14 protein-coding genes are annotated in these 20,902 nt (G+C 40.4%); 3 read left to right on the top strand and 11 right to left on the bottom strand.

Going from position 1 to position 20,902, the window contains the following annotated elements; all coding sequences use genetic code 11:
* The first annotated feature begins 14 nt into the window (after positions 1–14).
* The 3 genes from P20480_RS16855 (at position 15) to ttcA (ending at position 2,780) form a co-directional block, all read left to right on the top strand.
* Positions 15–746: an FNR family transcription factor gene (locus P20480_RS16855; protein ID WP_006794303.1), complete on the top strand. Its 732-nt coding sequence runs from the start codon at positions 15–17 to the stop codon at positions 744–746.
* Positions 747–846: 100 nt separating this feature from the next.
* Positions 847–1,773 (top strand): universal stress protein UspE, encoded by a 927-nt coding sequence (gene uspE / locus P20480_RS16850; RefSeq protein ID WP_008126425.1) that lies wholly within the window; start codon positions 847–849, stop codon positions 1,771–1,773.
* A 95-nt stretch (positions 1,774–1,868) separates the two neighbouring features.
* Positions 1,869–2,780 carry a tRNA 2-thiocytidine(32) synthetase TtcA gene (ttcA, locus tag P20480_RS16845; RefSeq protein ID WP_008126427.1) on the top strand — a complete coding sequence of 304 codons (912 nt, stop codon included), beginning with the start codon at positions 1,869–1,871 and terminating at the stop codon, positions 2,778–2,780.
* A 46-nt stretch (positions 2,781–2,826) separates the two neighbouring features.
* Here the strand turns inward: ttcA and P20480_RS16840 are convergent, their stop codons facing one another.
* From P20480_RS16840 to P20480_RS16800, 11 genes are all read right to left on the bottom strand, one after another.
* The gene (locus tag P20480_RS16840; RefSeq protein ID WP_008126429.1) at positions 2,827–3,882 is read right to left on the bottom strand and encodes a hypothetical protein; all 1,056 of its coding nucleotides are present in this window, start codon (positions 3,880–3,882) and stop codon (positions 2,827–2,829) included.
* Between the two features lie 54 nt (positions 3,883–3,936).
* Entirely contained in the window at positions 3,937–5,004 is a 1,068-nt protein-coding gene (locus P20480_RS16835; protein WP_008126431.1) for a hypothetical protein, read from the bottom strand.
* Positions 5,005–5,404: 400 nt separating this feature from the next.
* Complete coding sequence (locus P20480_RS19995; RefSeq protein ID WP_008126434.1) at positions 5,405–6,268, bottom strand: methyl-accepting chemotaxis protein; 864 nt, start codon at positions 6,266–6,268, stop codon at positions 5,405–5,407.
* Positions 6,269–6,408: 140 nt separating this feature from the next.
* Complete coding sequence (locus tag P20480_RS20055; protein WP_008126436.1) at positions 6,409–6,726, bottom strand: PAS domain-containing protein; 318 nt, start codon at positions 6,724–6,726, stop codon at positions 6,409–6,411.
* Between the two features lie 243 nt (positions 6,727–6,969).
* Positions 6,970–7,191: a hypothetical protein gene (locus P20480_RS16830; RefSeq protein ID WP_008126438.1), complete on the bottom strand. Its 222-nt coding sequence runs from the start codon at positions 7,189–7,191 to the stop codon at positions 6,970–6,972.
* Positions 7,192–7,195: 4 nt separating this feature from the next.
* On the bottom strand, positions 7,196–9,211 hold the full coding sequence (gene recD, locus P20480_RS16825; protein WP_008126440.1) for an exodeoxyribonuclease V subunit alpha: 2,016 nt from the start codon (positions 9,209–9,211) through the stop codon (positions 7,196–7,198).
* Positions 9,204–12,773: an exodeoxyribonuclease V subunit beta gene (recB, locus tag P20480_RS16820; RefSeq protein WP_008126442.1), complete on the bottom strand. Its 3,570-nt coding sequence runs from the start codon at positions 12,771–12,773 to the stop codon at positions 9,204–9,206. The genes recD and recB overlap by 8 nt, the downstream gene beginning before the upstream one ends.
* Positions 12,760–16,056, bottom strand: a complete 3,297-nt coding sequence (gene recC, locus P20480_RS16815; protein ID WP_008126443.1) for an exodeoxyribonuclease V subunit gamma — start codon at positions 16,054–16,056, stop codon at positions 12,760–12,762. The genes recB and recC overlap by 14 nt, the downstream gene beginning before the upstream one ends.
* Positions 16,057–16,238: 182 nt before the next feature.
* Positions 16,239–17,294, bottom strand: a complete 1,056-nt coding sequence (locus P20480_RS16810) for an alkaline phosphatase D family protein (protein ID WP_008126446.1) — start codon at positions 17,292–17,294, stop codon at positions 16,239–16,241.
* Positions 17,291–18,415 (bottom strand): alkaline phosphatase family protein, encoded by a 1,125-nt coding sequence (locus tag P20480_RS16805; protein WP_008126448.1) that lies wholly within the window; start codon positions 18,413–18,415, stop codon positions 17,291–17,293. Before P20480_RS16805 ends, P20480_RS16810 begins: the two co-directional genes overlap by 4 nt.
* Before the next feature lie 69 nt (positions 18,416–18,484).
* Complete coding sequence (locus P20480_RS16800) at positions 18,485–20,761, bottom strand: TonB-dependent receptor domain-containing protein (protein WP_008126450.1); 2,277 nt, start codon at positions 20,759–20,761, stop codon at positions 18,485–18,487.
* Positions 20,762–20,902 lie beyond the last annotated feature (141 nt).

Raw genomic sequence — 20,902 nt, forward strand, 5'->3', positions numbered from 1 at the left:
AAACGGATAAAATTATGGATTTCACTCAAAGTCGCGCTAAAGGTAATTGTGCTATTAGCTGTAATAACTGCAGCATAAGCCAGTTGTGCTTACCGTTTTCGTTAAATGGCCAAGAAATGGATAAGCTTGACGAAATTATTGAGCGAAAAAAACCATTACACAAAGGTGACTATTTATTTGAATCGGGTGCACCATTAAAAGCGATTTATGCTGTACGCTCTGGCTCATTTAAATCATACACCTTGTCTGAGCAAGGTGATGAGCAAATTACAGGCTTTCATTTAGCAGGTGATTTAGTTGGTTTTGATGCCATTAGTAAAATGGCACATCAGAGCTTTTCTCAAGCCCTAGAAACCTCAATGATTTGCGAAATTCCCTTCGACACTCTTGACGAGCTTGCAGGTAAATTACCTAAACTACGCCAGCAAATAATGCGTTTAATGAGCAGTGAAATTACCTACGATCAAGAAATGCTTTTACTGCTTAACAAAAAATCGGCAGAAGAACGCCTAGCTAGTTTTATTTATAACTTGTCTGAGCGATTTGGTGAGCGTGGTTTTTCGCGTAAAGAGTTTAGGTTTACTATGACCCGTGGTGAAATAGGTAATTACTTAGGCCTTACAGTAGAAACCATTAGCCGTTTATTAAGTCGCTTTCAAAAAGCCGATTTAATTAAAGTAGAAGGCAAGTTTATTACTATTTTAGATAATGATGCACTCGCTAAAGCAGCAGCCATTGTTAAATAGGTATACATTGATATAGAACAACAATTTATGTGCTAAGCCTTTAACTGTTTTGTATTTGAGTTACACTAAAAGTACACCAGTTAGATAAATGGAGTAGCACATGAACACAATTAAACGCATTCTCGCGGTTATTGACCCTACCAAAGACGATCAACATGGTTTAGCGCGCTCAGTCGAACTGGCAAAAAAATCTGGCGCAACAATTACAGCATTCATGACGGTCTATGACTTCTCTTATGAAATGACAACGATGCTTTCAGGCGATGAGCGTGAAGCGATGCGCGAAGCCGTTTTAAAAGACCGCGAACTCTGGCTCAACGATTTAGTTTCACCTTACAATAACTTAAATATTGAAACATTAGTTGTTTGGCATAACCGCCCTTACGAAGCCATTATTGAAACAGTTATCGATCAAAATTACGATTTAGTCATTAAAAGCACTCATCAACATGGTGCACTAAAATCAGTGATATTTACCCCTACAGATTGGCATTTGGTACGTAAATGCCCTACTCCAGTATTATTTGTAAAAGAAATGGCATGGCCTGAAAATGGCAATATTTTAGCTGCTGTTAACGCAGTGAGCGAAAATGATCAGCATATAGCGTTAAACAAACGAATAATTAAAGACGCGCAATTTTTATGTGAGCTTGCTAATGCAAAACTTAACTTAGTCAATGCATATCCTGCCACCCCTATTAATATAGCTATTGAAATACCAGAGTTTAATCCAAGTCTTTACAACGAATCAGTTAAAAAACACCATATAGAATCAACTAATGCACTGGCTACTGAATTTACATTAACTACTGAGCAATGCTTTATTGAAGAAGGCTTACCAGAAGGTGTAATTCCTGATATTGCAAATCGTTTGAATAGTGAATTAGTGGTTATTGGAACTGTTGGACGTACAGGGTTAAGTGCTGCGCTAGTTGGCAATACTGCAGAGCATGTAATAGATAGCCTAGACTGCGATGTATTAGCACTAAAACCAGACGGCTACGTTAGCCCACTGGCAAAAGATTAATAAATTTTGCTGTAGCTCCCGATATGCTAATAACATATAATACGCCCCTTTATTTCTAGCAAGTAATTTGCTGCATTGTTTACTAAGGGGGCGTAGTGTCTAACTCAGCTCAAGCCAAAGCTCAATATAACTTTAATAAGTTACAAAAGCGTTTACGCCGTTTAACTGGCCAAGCGGTTATGGACTTTAACATGATTGAAGAAGGTGACCGTATAATGGTTTGCCTCTCTGGTGGTAAAGATAGCTATACAATGCTTGAAATGCTGCAGCACCTTAAACGTGTTGCCCCCATTAAATTTGATCTTGTAGTTGTTAATTTAGACCAAAAGCAGCCCGGCTTCCCTGAACATGTATTGCCAGAGTACCTAGATAAACTCGATGTAGAGTACAAAATTGTAGAAGAAGATACCTACAGTATTGTAACCGACATAATTCCTGAAGGTAAAACCACCTGCTCGCTGTGTTCTCGCTTACGCCGTGGTATTTTATACCGCACAGCTAAAGAGCTTGGTGCAACTAAAATTGCTCTTGGTCATCACCGTGACGACATGATTGAAACACTGTTTTTAAACATGTTTTATGGTGGAAAACTAAAAAGTATGCCTGCTAAATTAATGAGCGACAACGGCGAGCATATGGTTATCCGCCCGCTTGCCTACTGTAAAGAAGCAGACATTAGCAAATACGCGTTTACTCAAGGCTATCCTATCATTCCGTGTAACTTGTGTGGTTCTCAAGAAAACTTGCAGCGTAAACATACAAAAAACATGTTAGCGCAATGGAATAAAGATCATCCGGGTCGCATTGAGAGTATTTTTACAGCCATGCAAAATGTTGTGCCATCTCATTTAGCCGATGCTGAATTATTTGATTTTGAAAACCTAAAAACGGGTGAAGTGATTGATGGCGGCGATATTGCACTCGACAAGCCAGATATTCCTAAAGTGCCTGTCAACAGCGATACAGACGAAGAAAACGCTGGCGTTGTTACAATAAACTTAAGCTAACTAAGTTGTATTTTTGGGTTTGCATTAAAGCAAACCCAAAACTAGTTTAACCGTCGGCTAATCCTTTTAAAAACTCCAAGCTTAATTTTTCTTGCTCATTAGGTTGGTATGGCAGCTGTTGTAAACTGTCAAAAGGAAAGTCATTTATATCAAAGTGGCTAATTTCACTGTTACCAAAACTGTTTCGCTCGCCAGGACTTGGCGACATCCTTTCAATTACAAATCCACTCAAACGCATATCAGCCATGCCTTGCGGCAAAATTGACCAGTGCGCTTTTAAATCAATAGTTTGGCTTCCTTCACTTAAACGTTGTTTACTCACCAAGTGCGCAAGTGGTGTGTCGCCAGTAAAAAGGTTCGCCCGAATACGGTACAAGCCCTTTTTTACTACTTTTAAATTGGCGGGTATAAGCATGTTTTCGCTTTGTGGGTATGCCGACTCAAAACCAATAAGTGTCGCACTCGGTGGCATATATTGAATTTGCGCCACTACAGGGGTTTGTTTTCCATCAACATTTGCTTCAACAAATATTTGTAAATTTCGCGGATAGTCTTCCTCAGCTTTAAAAATAACATTGGCTTCGCCATCTTGTGCATTACTTTTATAGGTTGTTACAGTCTCTTTTGTATCTGTATTGGCAAGCTCTACATTCACATTTTTAAGGCCACCTGCGCTGACTTTTAATGTTATTTCTTCTGGATACACAAACCTATATTTACTAAGGCTGACTGTAACCGCATTTCCTTTGTCGTCTATTGGACTGTCAACAGGGTAAAATTGATTAGGTTTTAAACGGTCTTCATCAAATTCAGACAATGGTTGTGAATATGGCGGATATTTAAGCGCATGCTCATATTGAGTGGCAACCTGCTCAGCTGCTTTTGCTAAGTTGCTATTATAATCTGTTGTTACTTTTTGTTTTTGTAGTGATTTAGCGGATAAGTTTGCAGAGGTTGCTTGTATGTTTAATTTACTCTCAGCGGGCAAAGGCTGTTTTATCTTAACAACAGCGACTTCAACTTTAGCCTCTTCTTGAGAGGGCCAAACTAATAAAGCCAATACAGCCATTATTGAAACGACTACTAGGATTTTTTTTATCATTAATAGCTCAATCCTTATAAAAAGTGCAGCTTAATTAAGCTGCACATTTAACGTTTATGGGATCACATTATAAATTAATGCAGAAGCACTCGTTGTGTTTGAGTTTTTAATATAACGGTAGTTCTTTTTCCAAAACCACGACCCTGTTGTTTGATCAAATGTATTAAAGCCAACATTTTGTCCGTCGACATTAATGTTATTCATAGCAATGGTTACATTACCTTTACGCTGAGCATTATGAATTTCATTATGGCTGTAGCTGTCACTCATCATCATAGGGTAATGGTTAGGCATAAAACTATTTACCGCATCACTTTGTGATTTTAATCGACCATCAGTATCAATACTGCTGCTACAACTACCAAATGATCGTGCTGAGCTTGCACCACATGATGAGTGCGACGCAACAACCGAATCATCATTACCTTTTAAAAATGCGCCTGTGATCCCTAAGTATTCATTACCGTCGGCAACAAAACGTAAACGAGGTGTACGCGCATCTGGAAATGGAGATATTTTACGCGCATTATTTACTTTTAAATCGTGTAACACGCCAACCGCTTCGGTAACATCGCTTCCTAGCCACCATCTAAGTGCTGCATCTATAGCAAAATTCCACGATGCACCTGTAAGTGCGCTTACAGCAACATCAGCAAGTTCACTACCGCCACCAGCACCGGCTAAATCAAATGTAGCAACAATATTGAGTGGAGAAAGCCCTGCGTTTTCTAACCAGTTTGCTTGGTTATCAATAATATGGCGAGCAATTAAATCCCCAGTAGAGTGTGTCACTAATACACAGCCATCAGCACATAAGTTTGAGCGTGATAATTGCTTTAATTTAGGCCAAACCCAATCTGTTGCTATTTTACCTTCAACACGCTCGTAGGCAGGCCAATCAATTCGTTCATCTGCTCTATTATTCCAATACGACTGCCAATATGTTTCGCCATCATTTACAACGTCGCTACCTGATTTATTGGTTATTTGAGATACCTGCAAACCATGAATTAATATTATTTTGTGATCTTTACTTGCAGCTGAAAAACTCATTAGCATAGCAAGGCATGCGCCCATTATATGCTGAGGTTTTATCCACTTGTGTGTGTGTGTGTTGTTCATAAAATTCCTTAATGTGTGTGTTAAATATTATTAGTTAAGGTATTCACTATTAATGTCTTTTTTTACTGATCTGCAATATTAAGCATTAGAGAAAATAACCTGACTCTACTATCAGCGAGTTATAACCCTATTTTACCTGCCTTTAGTAATGTACTTAGTTAAGCAAATTAGTATGACTGATCAGTCCAGACAATGACCAGTATTAGGAACAAAGAACAAAAATGCAACAATTTATTATCATTTATATAGGATACAAAACAAAATTTATTTTTAATCAATAATTTAAAAATTGTCTTTTTTGGAATTATATGGTGGGTTTGTAAAAAATATAGCTGAGGAGTGCAATCTATTTTGCCAAGCCTAAACGTGGTTTAGCCTTGGCAAAAATTTTTAACTGACTTTATTGACCTTTAAGCTCGCTTGTAAATTGCCCTATAGCATTTACAACTTCTTGAGCACCATTTTGTATTTCACTCATAACATTGCCCGACTCTTTAGATAAAGCTAAGCCTTGCTCTGCTTTTTCTTTCCCTTTTTCGATTACATCAACCGTGTTTTGGGTTTGCGATTGGTTACGCTGTACAACTTCAACAATTTCCTCTGTTGCTTTAGATGTGCGTGATGCGAGTAAACGAACTTCGTCTGCTACAACGGCAAACCCCCGACCTTGCTCACCAGCACGGGCGGCCTCAATAGCTGCATTGAGTGCAAGTAAATTAGTTTGCTCTGCAATACTACTAATGCTTTGAACAATACTCGCTATTTGTTGAGATTGTTGATCCAATGCAGAGATTTCGCTGGCCGCTTGCTCCATATTTATAGCAAGCTCTGTCATAACAGCCACGGTGTCTTTAATTACTTCAGCGCCTTGTTCTGCTTTTTTATCTGTTTGTGTTGAGGTGCTGTAGGCAATTTCGGCAGCTTGAGAAATCGCAATTTCTCGGTTTACTTGCTCCGTAATGACAGTCGCAAACTTCATTACTTTATAAAGCTTTCCGGCATCATTAGAAATAGGGTTATAAGAGGCCTCTAACCAGACAATGTTGCCATGCTTATCAACACGTTTAAATCGAGACGCTATAAACTGTCCTTGCCTGAGTTTTGACCAAAAGGCCTGATACTCTTGTGATTCTGACTCTTCGCGCTCACAAAAAATACGGTGATGTTGGCCTAATATTTCTTTTTCTTTGTAGCCCATTGCATCTAAAAATTGCTGATTAGCCTTTAATGCATGTCCTTCTAAATCAAATTCAATAACCGCCATTGATCGGTAAATCGCCTTGATTGTGTCACTTTGCTCACGCGATGCTGAAATTGTTTTGGTTAATACAGTACAAAAAATAGAAAAATATAAAAGCTGATCTTGTTCTCCTTTTACAGGGTGAACAATTAAACGTAACCACTCTACTTGACCGTCTTGGCGAATAAATTGTAACGCGCCCCCCAGTGGCCCTCTTTTTTAATCGCTTTTTGTAAGCTTTTGTACTCGTCAGAGTGCTGGGAATGTTCAGAAATAATATCCAAAAGCGGAGTATTAATAATATGATTTTCTCGATAGCCCAGCATATTAAGGAGCTGCTCGTTTGCGTGGGAAATTCGTCCGTCATAAAGAATATTAATTACTAGCATTTCACGATTAAGGCCTTCCCATACTTGTTGTAGTGGGTAAAGCTCTGCTTTTAAAGATGCTATTTCGTTTTGTTTACTATTAGAAAAAAACATTAATATCCTTACTAATACTCGAGGTATGAAATTTATAAATCCAGAGGCTAATTTATCTACGTGATAAATGAAATTTGCCCTAGCGTTAAATAATTTGCTTAAAGTTCAACCAAAACCAAGACTTTTACATGGTAAAGTAAACACTTAACACACATTTGGGACCATTTATTACTTTAATATAGCCTCCATATAAGTCAAACTTTACGACGGGCTATTTTACTAAAATCACTGTTTAAGCCCCATTTACGCTTTTAAATGCAGTAATAGTGCAGGTAATGACGTTTCTATGCACTGGGCGTTTTCTTCATATTGGTGACTTATACGTACCCAACCGTCTGTTCCCATTATTTGTAGCGAGGTTATTTCTACGCTATCGATGTTTTCGTATTGGGTGCACCACAGCCCTTTTACTCTAAATATGCCAGAACTTGTAGTAATGCGATTTATTGTAAATGAGGTTTTCATAAGGTTATTTCACTTGTAACCGCTCATATAAACCAGATGAGCGCGATACAGTTTTGTTCATTGCTAACTGCAGTACCTTTTTATCGGCAACTAACTCAAAAGTATGTTTAGCACGGGTAATTCCGGTATAAACAAGCTGGCGATTAACCCCAAAACTTGCCTGCTGTAATGGCGGTAAAACCATTGCGGTATAGCTAAATTCTGACCCTTGAGACTTATGTATTGTCATTGCAAACACTTTGTCGTGGGCGGGTAAACGGGCCGGTGAAAATGCACGTGTGCTGCCCTGCTCGTCAATAAATATAGCCTTAAGCTGCCCAACTTCGTCATTCATTAAAATACCAATATCGCCATTAAAGAGCTTTAATTGGTAATCGTTTTGGCTAACCATTATGGGCATACCACTATAGTGGCGCTGGTTTGGGTTTACGTTTATTAACCCTTGTTGCTGCAGGGTCCGTTCGATGCGTTGGTTCAAACTATTAACGCCGTAACCTCCCTCTTTTACTGCGGCCAGTAATTGATAACCTGCAAACGCAGCATGCACTTTGGCTACACTCTCACCTTGGGCAATTAAATTTAAATAGTGTGCATAATGTTTGGCTGCTCGATTTACTAGGTTTTCTATTGGTTTACCTATAAAGTCGTAATCCAAAATAACATCACTAAAACGCCCTTCAACACTTTCCTGCTCTACATAATTTAATAAGCCACTATTATTTGTATTAACTGCCAATGCTAGTTGCCCTATGCCACTTTTAGCGTCAAAGCGGTAACTGCGTTGTAAAAAGGCAATGCAATCGGCTAGTTTAAATAGGCTATTTCCCTGTGATGTTAATGTGGGCTGATCATCAAAACAAAGCGCATTTAATTCATCACACCGTTGCTTTGAGTAGTTTGGTGTGCGCCCAAGTGCAAGCCCTTGGCACAAATCGCTCATAACGCTGCCTGTATCAACCGAGGCAAGTTGGTCTTTATCACCAAGCAGTATTAATCGAGCATGAGCAGGCAAAGCTTCAATTAATTTCGCCATTAGCGATAAATCCACCATGCTTGCTTCATCAATAATTAACACATCTAAGTGCAGAGGGTTGCTTTGAGTATGTCTAAATTTATTAGTAAAAGGTTTTACCCCCAATAAGCGATGAATAGTTTGCGCGGTATCAGGGATCAGCGCTTTTATATCGTCGGGTATACTACTTAGCTGATTTTTAGCCCCTAAAATAGACTCACTTAGCCTTGCCGCAGCTTTACCCGTCGGTGCCACCAGCTTTATGCTTAATGGCGCTGCTTTGTAAAGCGATTGCAATATAGCCAGCAACTTAGTTACTGTGGTTGTTTTACCTGTTCCTGGCCCACCAGTTATTACACTAAACCCTTTAGTTGCTGCAATGGCGCACGCCACTTTTTGCCAGTCAACGTCGGCCACGGGGGGCTCTGGGAAATAATGCTGCAATAAAGCAGTAAGAGTTTGACTATCAATATTAAGCGCTCGCTCACTCATGGCTAATAGCCGCTCTGCAAGTATGTGCTCGTAAGCTGCCAAACGCGAAAAATAAAGGCGTTGGTCAAATAACTGAAGTGGTTTGGCATCCCCAACGCTTTGATGATTTTGTAAGTAGGTTAACGCGGTTTGTTGGTTAAACCCTTGCACAAATGGGCTATACGTAGTGGGAATATTCCCTTCAACTTTATTAAAGTCGCTTTGACGTAAATTAAACGGATTGGCCCAATCTATGGTGTTTAATGTTAAGCAACTGTGCTGGCTTTGTTGGGCTATACATAACAACAATACAATATAAAAAAGCTCATTATGTGTTCTTTCATCCGTATTTGAGAGTAACTGCGCAAGTTTTACATCAACGACGCGTATTCTATTTTCGCCCAGTAAATAATCCAGTAACGGCACTTCAGTAACCACGCTATTAGATACTGCCTGTTGCTCATACGCTAAAGGCGCCTGTTCAACGTCGTCTTCTAGCGCGTCAAATAAACCCGGCTGTTGATTTAACTCACTCATAGCATGGCTCCTGGCTAAATAAGCCATCTAAGATAGTTACTTGCTCTAGTGTCAATTGATTAAAGAAAACACCTTGCCCTGCTGGCATGCCACGTAAAAAGGTGTAATACACGCCTCCTAAGTGATGCTCAATTGAGTAGTCACTAATGCGTTGCTTTAATAGCCTATGCAGCGCTACGGTATATATTAAATACTGTAAATGGTATTGATGGCTGCTCATGGCTTGCTCTAGCTGCTCGGGTTCATAATCTTTAGGCGTATTACCTAAGTAATTAGATTTATAATCTAAAATATAATATTTCCCTTGGTAGCAAAATATTAAATCTACAAAGCCTTTTAAAAGCCCTTTAACATGAGAAAAATCCAGCTTACTTTGCACAAAGCCAAAGTGTTTAATTAGCACTTCGTTAAGCTTGGGGGCACTTAAACTAGTCAGCGGTAAATTAAACTCCATTTCGACTAAGCAGTCACTGGGCGCTAGCTTACTTAAACTTAAATCAGTTTGAGCATTCAATGGGCAATTAAGTACATCGAGCACCCACTGCTGGGCAATTGGCTGCCATGTGTCGCTAATGTGATATTTATCAAAGGCCTGTTTAATTACCTGTGACAAATTTTGCTCGCTGTTTGTGGGGTGAGCAACGGGACTTGTAAAATCAATTTGTTCAAAAATTTCGTGTAAACAGCTTCCTGGCTTTGCCCCTTTAGGAAAACTAAAAGGTGAAGGGAGTTCGTCTTGTTGAACGGCAAACTCGTCTTTCTCGTGATCTTCGTCGCTTCGCCCTGGGGCTAATTCATCGCTGTGCTTTTTAAAACTCAATGCACTAAAGCTGGTTGCACGCCAATCTCGTTCTATGTGCGCCTTACTATTTTTTACACTCAGAATTTGCTGAGCAGCCTCGGTATTAGCAAACTGTAAGGTTCCCTGTTGGCGTAATTCTTCAGAGGTAAATTGCTGATAACACATAAATGTGTGCTTGTCGCAAAACTCACTTAAATGTGTTCGCCATATTTGGCTGCTTGAAATTTCGAGCTCTGAGAACAGCACATGCCCAAGCGCACTACTTTGAATTGCTAACCGACTACTTTGCCCTTGCCCTATGTTATAAACACCCAGCGCACAAAAATGCACTGCGCGCGTAAGCGCTACATACAATAAACGTAAATCTTCGGCTAAGCGCTCTTTTTCAGCTTGCTGGAGTGCGTCTTCATCCTTACTTAAATCATAAATAAGTTTGCCATTTTTATGATAAAGCGCTTCTTTAGTTTCACGATAACCACTGGCAAACGGCATAAATACCAATGGATATTCGAGCCCTTTTGAAGCATGCATTGTCACAATCTTAACTAAGTTGGCATCACTTTCTAAACGTACTTGAACAGTTTCGCCATCTTGTTGACTCACCTTTTGCGCAAACCAGCGTAGTAAGCGTAATGTGCCTTCAAGCTCAATTTGCTTTTGCTGTAATATTTCACCAAGGTGCCTAAAGTCGGTAAGCCACCGCTCCACGTTGTAGCCTAAACCTTGCCATTTAGCACTTAACTGATTATGGCTTAGTAATCGCTCAAGCATGGCCATTGCCCCTTGCTTATGCCAAATATGGCTAAGCTGAGCAAAAAAGTTTAAGTGCTCTTGCCAAGCGTTTTCGTTATCGGCAAGAGCGTATACATCGTTATAACTTAAACAAAATAACGGTCCTGCGAGCACACCACGAAGTAAAGACTCGTCATATTGACCATGTAATGCAGTTAAAAAATTAAGTAAATGATGGCTCAACTCTTGGCTAAACACGCTGTCGCGGGATAGATACACACTGGCAATTTTAGCCTCGCTCAAAGCCTTTTTCATTATTTGCGCTTCAACGCGGTCACGCACCAAAATACATATGTCTGCCGCACTTATTGGCGTTTTACCTATGCACGCTGTGCCTTGTTTAGCGTGTTCTAATAAAGTGACTATCTTATTCGCAAAGTAAGTGGCTAGGTGTGCTTGCCCTAATCCTTTACTGGTGGGTTTATTTTTTTCATCGGCGGCTTCATCTACAAACACGTTAAATTCAAAGGCGTTGGCCGGTTTACCATCAATTAAAAACGATTCATCTGCTTTTTTACCCTTAGCGCTCACTTTATTAAACGGAATCACATCGTTATAAATAAAACTGTTGTCGTGTTTGCTAAATAAACTATTTACGCTGTTTACTATATCGCTGCTTGAGCGAAAATTAGTGCCCAGTGTAAATTGTTGAGGCTCGTCTACCGCCTTTTTTGCGCCTATATACGTAAATATATCTGCGCCTCTAAAACCGTAAATAGCTTGTTTAGGATCGCCTATCATGGCAAGTGTAGTATTGGCTTGGCCATAAATTTGACTAAAAATACCATACTGAATCGGATCGGTGTCTTGAAACTCATCTATCATAGCAACCGGAAATAACTGCGCAATTTTTTGCGCAAGCACATCACCTTGCTCATTATTAAGTGCAGTGTATAAATTAGTGAGTAAGTCGTCGGGGGTGATCACACTTTGCTCTTGCTTACGCTTAACAATGGCTGATTTTACCCAGCGTGCAGCTTCTTGTACCAACGCTATTTTTAAACCTTGGTTCATGGTGTTGTTAAGCGCTGATAAGGTATCAAACTGACTTAATAATGGATGCGTAAACAAAGGCTGATTTTTTTTATAGTTAGTGGTGTCACTTAAGTTCTCGGTACTCCATATTTCAAACGAATACTTATTGGTACCAAACTCAAAAAACATGTCACCGCTTGCACAAAATGCATCAAGCGCTGCAAGGTTTGCTTTGCGAGCGGGTGTTTTAGCACCACTTAGGCCTGAGCCTTTAATAGCATCAGTAAATGCGTGTTCTTGGCAATCTTTTTTAAACTGTGGGATGAGAGCTAGGTATTCATCACGAGCTTGCCATACATCATCTAAGTTTATTTGCGGTGTTATGTGCGCATTGGCTTTATTTAAAATGCTGGCTACTTGAGAAAATAAAGACTCGGGTGCTGAAAATACATCTAAAATAGCATCGGTTCTGTCTTCACTCAGTGGATAAACAAACGAACGCCAGAAGTCTTTTATTGTTTCGAGCAGTATGTCGCGCTCGTCTAAAATAAACTCTAAATTAAATGCCACACCCGACTCAAACGCATGTTGTTTTAACATTCGCTGACAAAAGCCATGAATCGTAAATATAGCGGCTTCATCCATCGATTTTGCGGCAGCGTCCAGTAAATCAAAGGCGCTGTGTTTGTCATCTACTGCGGCAATTACGCCTTCAATTAACTCATCGTTTGGGTTTTGCCCAAGTAATGCATCTCTGGCTGCAATAATACGGTTACGCACACGATCTTTGATTTCTTGAGTAGCAGCGTCGGTAAACGTTACTACCAAAATCTGTTCTACGCTTAAAGGAGCATTAAGCTCACCCGGTATTTGCATGCCAAGTAAATAGCGTAAATATAACCCGGTAATGGTATACGTTTTACCCGTTCCGGCACTGGCTTCTATTAAACTTTGCCCTTTGAGTGGCATAGTAAGTGGATTAAGCGCTTGCATGGTCGCTCTCCTTAGCATGCTCATATAACGGCGTAAGTAGCTTTTCGCTCCAGCTAATAAACTCGTCTTGGCAGTCGTTAAGTGATTGCACCGTTAATCTAATGTAGGGGTTTTCACCTTCACCTCGGCCTATGTATTGCGGACTAAATTTATTCATCGCTTTTGCCATATCGCCACCCGTTTTTATGTATTCGTACCCACTTACCGGATAAAACGCCACAGGCTCTTTGCGCAGTGCTTTGTATAATTCAAACCAATCTGCCAAAATTAAATCAGCGTCAGCTTTGCCCATAGGCGCAAAACTAATTTGTTTATCAAGCCCAAGTAATAAAGTTTCGAGGTTATGCCCCAAACTTTGTGACACAAGGTGATAAATAAAGCCCCTAATCATGTCTTTGGCTTTAATACTGGCGCTGCGGTAAAACACCTGCTTTTGCATAAAAATATGGTTAAGCCAGCCCTGAATTTGTGTTCCTTGAATATTAAACGACACCTCTATAGGCTCACTTTTACCCGCTTTTATTTGCTCTTTCACCTGCCCTGCAAGCGCGTCAACGCGGTGTTGCATGCTTTGTAAAACTAAACTTCCCACATTCGCTTGCGGTAACTCGCCGCGTTGCAAAATTTGCTCAGTACTCATTGGCGTATCGTTAATTGTGGCTTCTAATATTTCGTCTAAATAAAAGTAACGGCGCAGCGCATCAATACTAAATGGCTCTTCATCTTTTGCTACTTCGTTAAATTGCGGCAAACGTAAACCCAAGGTTTGATTGTAAAAACTCTCTTGTGCGCTGCAAACACTGCGAATAAATACATCAAGCTCTAACTGTTCAGGTGGTTTTACATCAAGTGCGGTAACTGGCTCTGGTAATATGGGCTCATTTGGCAACCAAATTGGGTTATAACTCTGATCATTAAGCACGGTACTATTTTTATTATCTTGGTAGTAGTGGCTATTAAACGGTTGCAAGTGTTGCTGGCTAATCAAACATGCCGGTAATGCTTTAGATGAGTCGTCACCCAGCGTAAAACTACGCCCTATGTATTCTAATAACTCGCTCACCAGGGTTGATGGCATACGAGGTTGGTTATCAAAGCAGGAACGGCCAATATAGCTCATGTAAAGATTTTCACGGGCGCTAAGTAGCGCCTCTAAAAATAGGTAACGGTCATCTAATTTTCGTGATCGGTCACCTTTTTGTTTTTTAGAGTGTGGTACTAAATCAAACCCAATAGGCTGCACATTACGTGGGTAGTCAGCGTCGTTTAAACCTAGCATGCACACTACTTTAAATGGCACGGCGCGCATGGGCATAAGCGTACAAAAATTTACTTGCCCCACTAAAAATCGCTGACCGACGCCTTTTTCTTGTATACCCTGTTTTATTAAATAGCTAACTATGCGCTGCGACACCGCTTGATTGTAGTCACCGTTATCGTGGTGCTTTTGAATATCTTCTAGCACTTTTTGCAGCACTAATAAATCCCAACTGTCGTCGCTTTCACTCTCGTAAACAGCGCCAAGTAGCTCGCTTAAAATTTGTGCCTTATTAGTGAGGGTGTCATCGGGGGTAAGCTTAGCTTTAAAGTTTTGAAGCACATCGATAAAGTCTACCAGCTTATTAAGCGTATCAAGCGCCATTCCTTCTACTTCGTCGGCGCTGTAAATACCATTAAATGGGCATTGCTCGTCGCGCATGGCAATACCCAGTAATAAACGGTTTAAACCATGCTGCCATGTATTTAGTTCAATGGCGGGTAAATCAAAACTGTGCTTATGTTCGGCGTTGATGCCCCATTTAACACCTACGCGTTCAAGCCAGTACTGTATTTGTTCGTACTCGTGCGCTTCAAGGCCAAACTTTTCAGCTATTTGAGTTACTTGGAGTAAATCTAAAATATCTGATACGCCAAACCGCGAGAACGGTAAGTTAGCTAAGCTGGCAAACGAGCTTAGTACTGGTTTCTCTTGCTCTATGGCTAAATCAGCTAACGCGTAGGGAATATAGCGGCTGCCTTGCGCACCACCAAATACAGCTTCTATATAGGGGCTGTATGTGCCTACATCGGGCATCATTACAATAATGTCTTTTGGGGTAAGCGCAGGGTTTTGGTTAAACAAATTAAGTAAGTAGTCGTGTAATCGCTCAACTTCTCTAAGCGGTGTATGGCAGTCACTAAGGGTAATACTGGTATCGTTTGCACTTACTGGTAATTTACCTTCATCGTTTATAAACCATTCTTTGTTATCGGTAAGCGACTCCCCTTTAAACGCAAGCTGATAAATTTCGCTTTGTACTTGCCCAAGTAAGGTAGTGTCAAAAGCATCTATAAAGCCATCAATCCAACGGGCATCAAGTTGCACTAGCTGTTCAAAATAATCGCGACCTAACTTCCCCCACGACGATAAAAGTGGGTTACCTATAAAGTAATAGTCTTCATCTGGGTTAGATTGTTTTTTTTGCTGCGCTTCTACTAGCGGCATTTTGGCGTATTTAGCGTTTATTTTAGCCGCTGTTTTTTCGTCAATTATGTCACCCCAGTAATGCTCACTCGGGTTAAAAAAGAATAAAAACACCTCTGTTTTTTTGCTCAATGCTTCAAACACATCAAGCTGAGAATTGGCAATGGCTGATATACCAAATAAACTAATGCGTTTGGGTAATAAGCTGTTGTCCATATTTTCCAACGCAGCAAGTAATTGCCCCTGCATATTTGCACGGTGAAATTGGCTTTGGCCTAGCGCTTTGCTTAATTTTACAATTCGGCGCCATAAATCAGGCTGCCATGGTGCAATGGTGACATCTACGTCATCAAGTTCATCATTGCCACTATCCCAAGTTGCTATCCAATGCGGTCGATACATTAGGTATTGATCGTACACATCGGCTATTTTTTCACATAGAGCAAAGGTTTTTTGGCCATCAATATCGCCCTCTAAGTAGGTTTTTAGGGGTAAATAAAGCGGTTCGTCAATACAAGTGGGTAAAATTGAAAATAATTTCCATGCAAGGTTAGGTTTGTTAAAGGCCGACTCTTTAGGCACATTAGGTAATAGCTGCTGATAAAGTTGCCAAATAAAACTCGATGGCAACGGAAAATCAACCTGTGCAGCAACACCTAAATGCTCACTCAAGCCAATTTTTAGCCACTGCGACATACCCGGAGATTGCACCAGCACCACTTCTTTATCGAACGGGCTTTGCAATGGGCTTACCTTTAACAGTTGATGAAACTGTGCCTGCAGGGCTTCCATACGGTTTGATTGAATAATATTGAGCATACGACACTGTCCTTACTTGAAGTAAAACCAGTGTAAGATATTTTCAATTATAGGGGTAGCAATAAGGGGAAAATGACGTTAATAAAACAGCAAGTTAGAAGGTAGTTAAACAAAAAATAAACGCGCAGAACTTACTTTAATCACTTTTTAATCACTGTGCGTTTATTATTTATATCACGCTCTTATTTATAAGGGCTAATACTTGAAAGGCCAAAGTTACTTTGCATAATGACCTTGCCGTCAATCCCTTTGAGTTTTAATGAGATAGCTGGGTCGGGTTGTTTCCAATCAATGCTTAAATCACCATAGTTTACATTGTGCGTGTAATTGCCCACGCGATGCTTATTTGGGCTAACGTCTTTCCATTTTTCAGTCAAACCTGAGCTGGTCATTTCAATAAGCGGATAATCTAGGTTTTGCTTGTATTTAGATATTTCCCCCCAATGCGTATCGCCACTAATGATCACCACGCCATTTACTTTATGTTTTTTAATTAACGTAAATAAACGGTCTCGATCCTCTGGAAAGTTTGCCCATGACTCCCAGCCTGTAAAATCAGGCAATAACTGCAAGCTTGATGCAATAAGCTTAATAGCAGCAGGTTTTTTAAGCTCGCGCTCGAGCCACTGCCATTGCGCTTCACCTAGCATTGATGCGCCTTTAACTTCTGTTGGGCTATAAGGGCCTTGGTTGTTTAATTTACGCTTGGTGTAATATTCAAGCTCGCTTACATGATTAAGTGTGTCACGGTTCCAACGTAAATCGGGCATAATCACTTGCACCGTTTGCTCGCCTTCACCATACATATACGAGGTATAAATACCGTCTGAGCGTGTTCTACGCTCTGTGTTTTTAGGCTCGCCCCAAAAGTCGAGCATAATTTGTCGCGATTCTTCTTTGTGAGGGTATTCTTTTCCTGCATCGTTTTGACCAAAATCGTGATCGTCCCACATTGCAATAATAGGTGTGTTTTCTTTTAGGGTTTTAAAGCCGGGTTTTGCGCCTAGCTTTTGATATTTATTAGCAAGCACTGACATGTCATTGGTGTCGCCGTAAATATTGTCGCCTAAAAATATAAACAGATCGCCCTGCTCTTTGTTTATGGTGTCGAATATTGGGATATCTTTGTCTTGATGCCCGCACGAGCCAAACAATATTTTTGATGGTGCAGCCATCGCGCTTGCACTAACAACCAACGCAAGCGTTGAATATAAAATAGGGTTTAATAACATTTTCATTTTAAAATCTCTTTAATAGCGGGTGCCATATTGGGGTTTATTATATGTGGTTGCTGACCAAGTGCCGCAAGCACTGTAGCGGCAATTTGCGCTTGTTTAACATTTTTAATTTTTATTAGGCCATTTCCTTTAATGGCAGGGCCCATTGCGCCAAGCCAAATATGCTCCGAACCAACAATTCCCTCTGGGAATGCCCTTTTACCTTGCGGTGAATTGGCTAAGGCCTGTTTAGAGCTATGGTGTTGCCAATCGCTTGCATGAGTACCTCGGCCGTGGTCAGTAGTAATAATAAGCGTTGTTTTGTTTTTATAACCTGGGGTACTTTGAATGGTTTGCCATAAGTCTTTTAAAAATGCATCGCTTTGTTTCGCTGATTTTAAGTAAGCATCGTAATGACCATCGTGGGCAAAATCATCTGTTTCACCTAAGCTAATTACCAGTAACTTGGGTTGTTTAGCCAACATGTAGGCTTTGGCAAAACGGTAGGTAAAACTGTCTAATCGAACATTTACCCACGGGCTGGGGATTTCTTTTTGCAGTGCATTTAAAAGTGGGGCATCTGCAAATAAATCCTCTGCAATAGGCATAAACCCTGCATTTACATATACGTTACTGCGCTTGGTGTTTACAATGTACGGAAACACATCCCAGCTACCAAATAACGCGGTGCTGTTTTTAAATTCAGCTTGCGCGTCTAAACGCTCTAAAATAGTTTTATTTGGGTTATACACTTTATCGTTACTGTTAATATTTTCATCTACTTCGCCACTTAAGATTTCGTTATAACCGGGATACGAAAAATACCACGGATTACTAACCGACATTGTAGATCCCTTTGTTCTGTCGCCAATAATCACGCCTTGTTTAGCCACTACTTGCGTTAAAAAAGGCATTAATAATTGCTGACGCTTGTGTGGATTTTCATCCCAAAATTCATTACTTAAATCGCTCGGCTGTTTAACAAAGTCTTTATTACTAATAAGATTTTTATCAGCACCACTAAATACTTCTTGCCAGCGCACGCCATCAAGGGTCACAAGCACAACGTTTGCGTCATCCGCACACACAGAACTAGCAAGTAAAATAAAGCTCGCCAATAATACTTTTAATATTTTATGCATGAATTTTTCACCTCACATTAAATAAAAAGCCCATCAAAGTGACGGGCTTATATTTACGTAATTGATTGCTTAAAACGTAGCTGTAAAGGTAACTGCCGCAGTGCGAGGCGAGCCTATAAAGTAAGTCGAACCATTACCTGTGCCGCCGGCTAAGTAGCTTTCATCTGTTACGTTATAAACAACAAAAGCAATATCGATAGCTTTAAATGGCCCTGCATCAACTTGTGCTGCGTAACCCGCATTTAAATCAAGCACAGTGTAGCTATCTACGTCGCCACGCTCACCGGTGTATTTAGCTGACAAACCAAAGCGAAAATCGCCACTGTAATAATCGGTAGAAAGCACAAATAAGTCATCCACTGAGTCTATAACCTTTTCACCGGCTTCAAAACCAGGCGCATCCCCTTTGTACTCTGAGTTATTATTTGTATACGAGCTGTAAAAACTCCACTCAGGGCTAAGCATGTAACTTGCTGAAAGCTCTAGCCCTTGTGATTCAATACCACCTACATTTAAGTATGAGCCATTAGTACCTATGGTATAGTCAATCCCGCCAGTATCACTGCCAGGTGCAATAAAGGTAATACGGTTATCAAACTCAATTGAATAAGCTGTAGCGGTGAGTTTAAGAGCATCATTTTGGTAACGAACACCTAAGTCAATATTTTCAGCTGTTTCTGGTTCAATGGCTGACAAATCAGAGCTGTCGCGCTCAAGCACTCCATCTTTTATAGCTGCAAAATTTTCGCTATAACTAGTAAATAGCTCTGTTGAGTTATTTAACTGGTACACAATACCACCACTAAACAGTATATCTGAGTCACTGTTTACTTTTGCAGTTGTTGCATTTTGGTAATGGTCGAACTTTTCAATATCAACGAGGTATTTTTTGACGCCTACGTTAAGCGTTAAATCGCCAAATGCCATTGAATCTTGTGCGTACCATTTTAGTGTATCGGCTTCAAAGGTATTTTTATATTGAGTCCAGTAAGGCGTGCTGTCGTAGTGATGATAAATACGTGCATCTATCACTTTGTGCCAATCGCGCGATTCGTCGCGGTCACTTTGTTCATACCAAAAGCCCGCTTCTATGTCGTGCATACCAAATGTAGCGGCATAATGTGCTGTTACGCCTAAGCGATCTTTATTGTAATGAGTATGGCGATACGACATAACCGGTGTTGCACCTGCATCGTAACACGCAGGGTTTAACCCCGGGCCAGACTCCCATGGCCAACTTAAGCTAGCTGTACAATCTGCGTTGGGTGCAAGCGGATTACCTTCACTGTCGGTAAAACCGTAAGACCCTGCATTTGAGCCACCTTCGGCTGTTGGGTTACCATTTTCATCAACTGGGGTTGTTAGGTAAGGTGGGATCCAATCGCCACGTCCTGAATTTTTATGATAATAAGGGCTAACAGTAAGTAATGACGTTGGCGAAATAGCGTACTCAAACTTTAAATACGCTAACGTATTTTCGCGAAGTGTACCCCAACCTTCTGCAAACATTTGGTCAAAATGCGGCACACCCGTCCAATTCCACGTTAGTTGATCCCAGTCTGGTGTTTGCTCAAATTGGGCTAGACTCACGCTGTTGTAATTTGTTTCGCTTACGTCATCGTATGATATACGCCCGGTAATGGTTAAATCCGTTAATGTAGTAACAAATTTAGCTTCAGCGTGCTGGTTATCTTTACCACCATTGCTACCCGAACCAATCCAACGGCTAGTATCAGTTTGTGAGTAGCTAACGTAAGCTTGGGTGTTATCAAACAATGTACCCGTTTCGTGTTTTAAGTAATATCGTGTAGCATCGTGACTGCCCGACGTGTAAGCAAAAGTAGTGCTTTTTTCAAGGCTTGGTGCTTTACTGACAAAGTTAAATGTACCGCCAAGTGCTTCAAGTGAAGCCGATTTAATATCAGACGTACCTTGACCTACTTCAACGGTTGCAAGGTTTTCAGAGTCTAAGTAGCGGTTTGCTTTTGCACCGCCGCCATAGTTAGAGCCACCATTAGGAATGCCATCAACTGTCATACCTAACTGTTGCTGATTCCCGTCAATACTAAAACCACGCATCGTAATTGTGGTAGACCAATCGTCACCGCCAAATGCGTCGCCTTCATTTATGCTAATGCCTGGCAAATTATCAATGACTGACAACACACTTGAAACCGTGCTTTGCTGCTCTAACATGGCAGGTTCAATCACATTATTAGCGTAACTAGTTGGCTTTGCCACAACCGTTACTTCTTCAATAGTGGTTTCGTCGTTAGCATAAGCAGATGTTGATACCGCCATGGCAATGGCCATGCTCAAAATCGATTTACTTTTTAAAGCGTACATTGTTGTCCCGTTTGATTTTATTGATGGTTTATTATGAAAACGGGCACAGTATGATTTTTAAATATGACAATAAAGCTTTGTTTTATTGACATAAAGATTAAACAAATATGAGAAAATAATGGCGAAAATATGTAAAAAAAA

Origin of the sequence: Pseudoalteromonas sp. BSi20480, from assembly GCF_000241365.1 — a bacterium.
Classification (GTDB): domain Bacteria; phylum Pseudomonadota; class Gammaproteobacteria; order Enterobacterales; family Alteromonadaceae; genus Pseudoalteromonas; species Pseudoalteromonas marina.

Excerpts from the sequence above, each read along its gene's own strand:
- P20480_RS16855 (WP_006794303.1), top strand. The coding sequence starts at position 15 with ATGGATTTCACTCAAAGTCGCGCTAAAGGTAATTGTGCTATTAGCTGT.
- uspE (WP_008126425.1), top strand. The coding sequence starts at position 847 with ATGAACACAATTAAACGCATTCTCGCGGTTATTGACCCTACCAAAGAC.
- P20480_RS16840 (WP_008126429.1), bottom strand. The coding sequence starts at position 3,882 with ATGATAAAAAAAATCCTAGTAGTCGTTTCAATAATGGCTGTATTGGCT.
- P20480_RS16835 (WP_008126431.1), bottom strand. The coding sequence starts at position 5,004 with ATGAACAACACACACACACACAAGTGGATAAAACCTCAGCATATAATG.
- P20480_RS19995 (WP_008126434.1), bottom strand. The coding sequence starts at position 6,268 with ATGGCGGTTATTGAATTTGATTTAGAAGGACATGCATTAAAGGCTAAT.
- P20480_RS20055 (WP_008126436.1), bottom strand. The coding sequence starts at position 6,726 with ATGTTTTTTTCTAATAGTAAACAAAACGAAATAGCATCTTTAAAAGCA.
- P20480_RS16830 (WP_008126438.1), bottom strand. The coding sequence starts at position 7,191 with ATGAAAACCTCATTTACAATAAATCGCATTACTACAAGTTCTGGCATA.
- recD (WP_008126440.1), bottom strand. The coding sequence starts at position 9,211 with ATGAGTGAGTTAAATCAACAGCCGGGTTTATTTGACGCGCTAGAAGAC.
- recB (WP_008126442.1), bottom strand. The coding sequence starts at position 12,773 with ATGCAAGCGCTTAATCCACTTACTATGCCACTCAAAGGGCAAAGTTTA.
- recC (WP_008126443.1), bottom strand. The coding sequence starts at position 16,056 with ATGCTCAATATTATTCAATCAAACCGTATGGAAGCCCTGCAGGCACAG.
- P20480_RS16810 (WP_008126446.1), bottom strand. The coding sequence starts at position 17,294 with ATGAAAATGTTATTAAACCCTATTTTATATTCAACGCTTGCGTTGGTT.
- P20480_RS16805 (WP_008126448.1), bottom strand. The coding sequence starts at position 18,415 with ATGCATAAAATATTAAAAGTATTATTGGCGAGCTTTATTTTACTTGCT.
- P20480_RS16800 (WP_008126450.1), bottom strand. The coding sequence starts at position 20,761 with ATGTACGCTTTAAAAAGTAAATCGATTTTGAGCATGGCCATTGCCATG.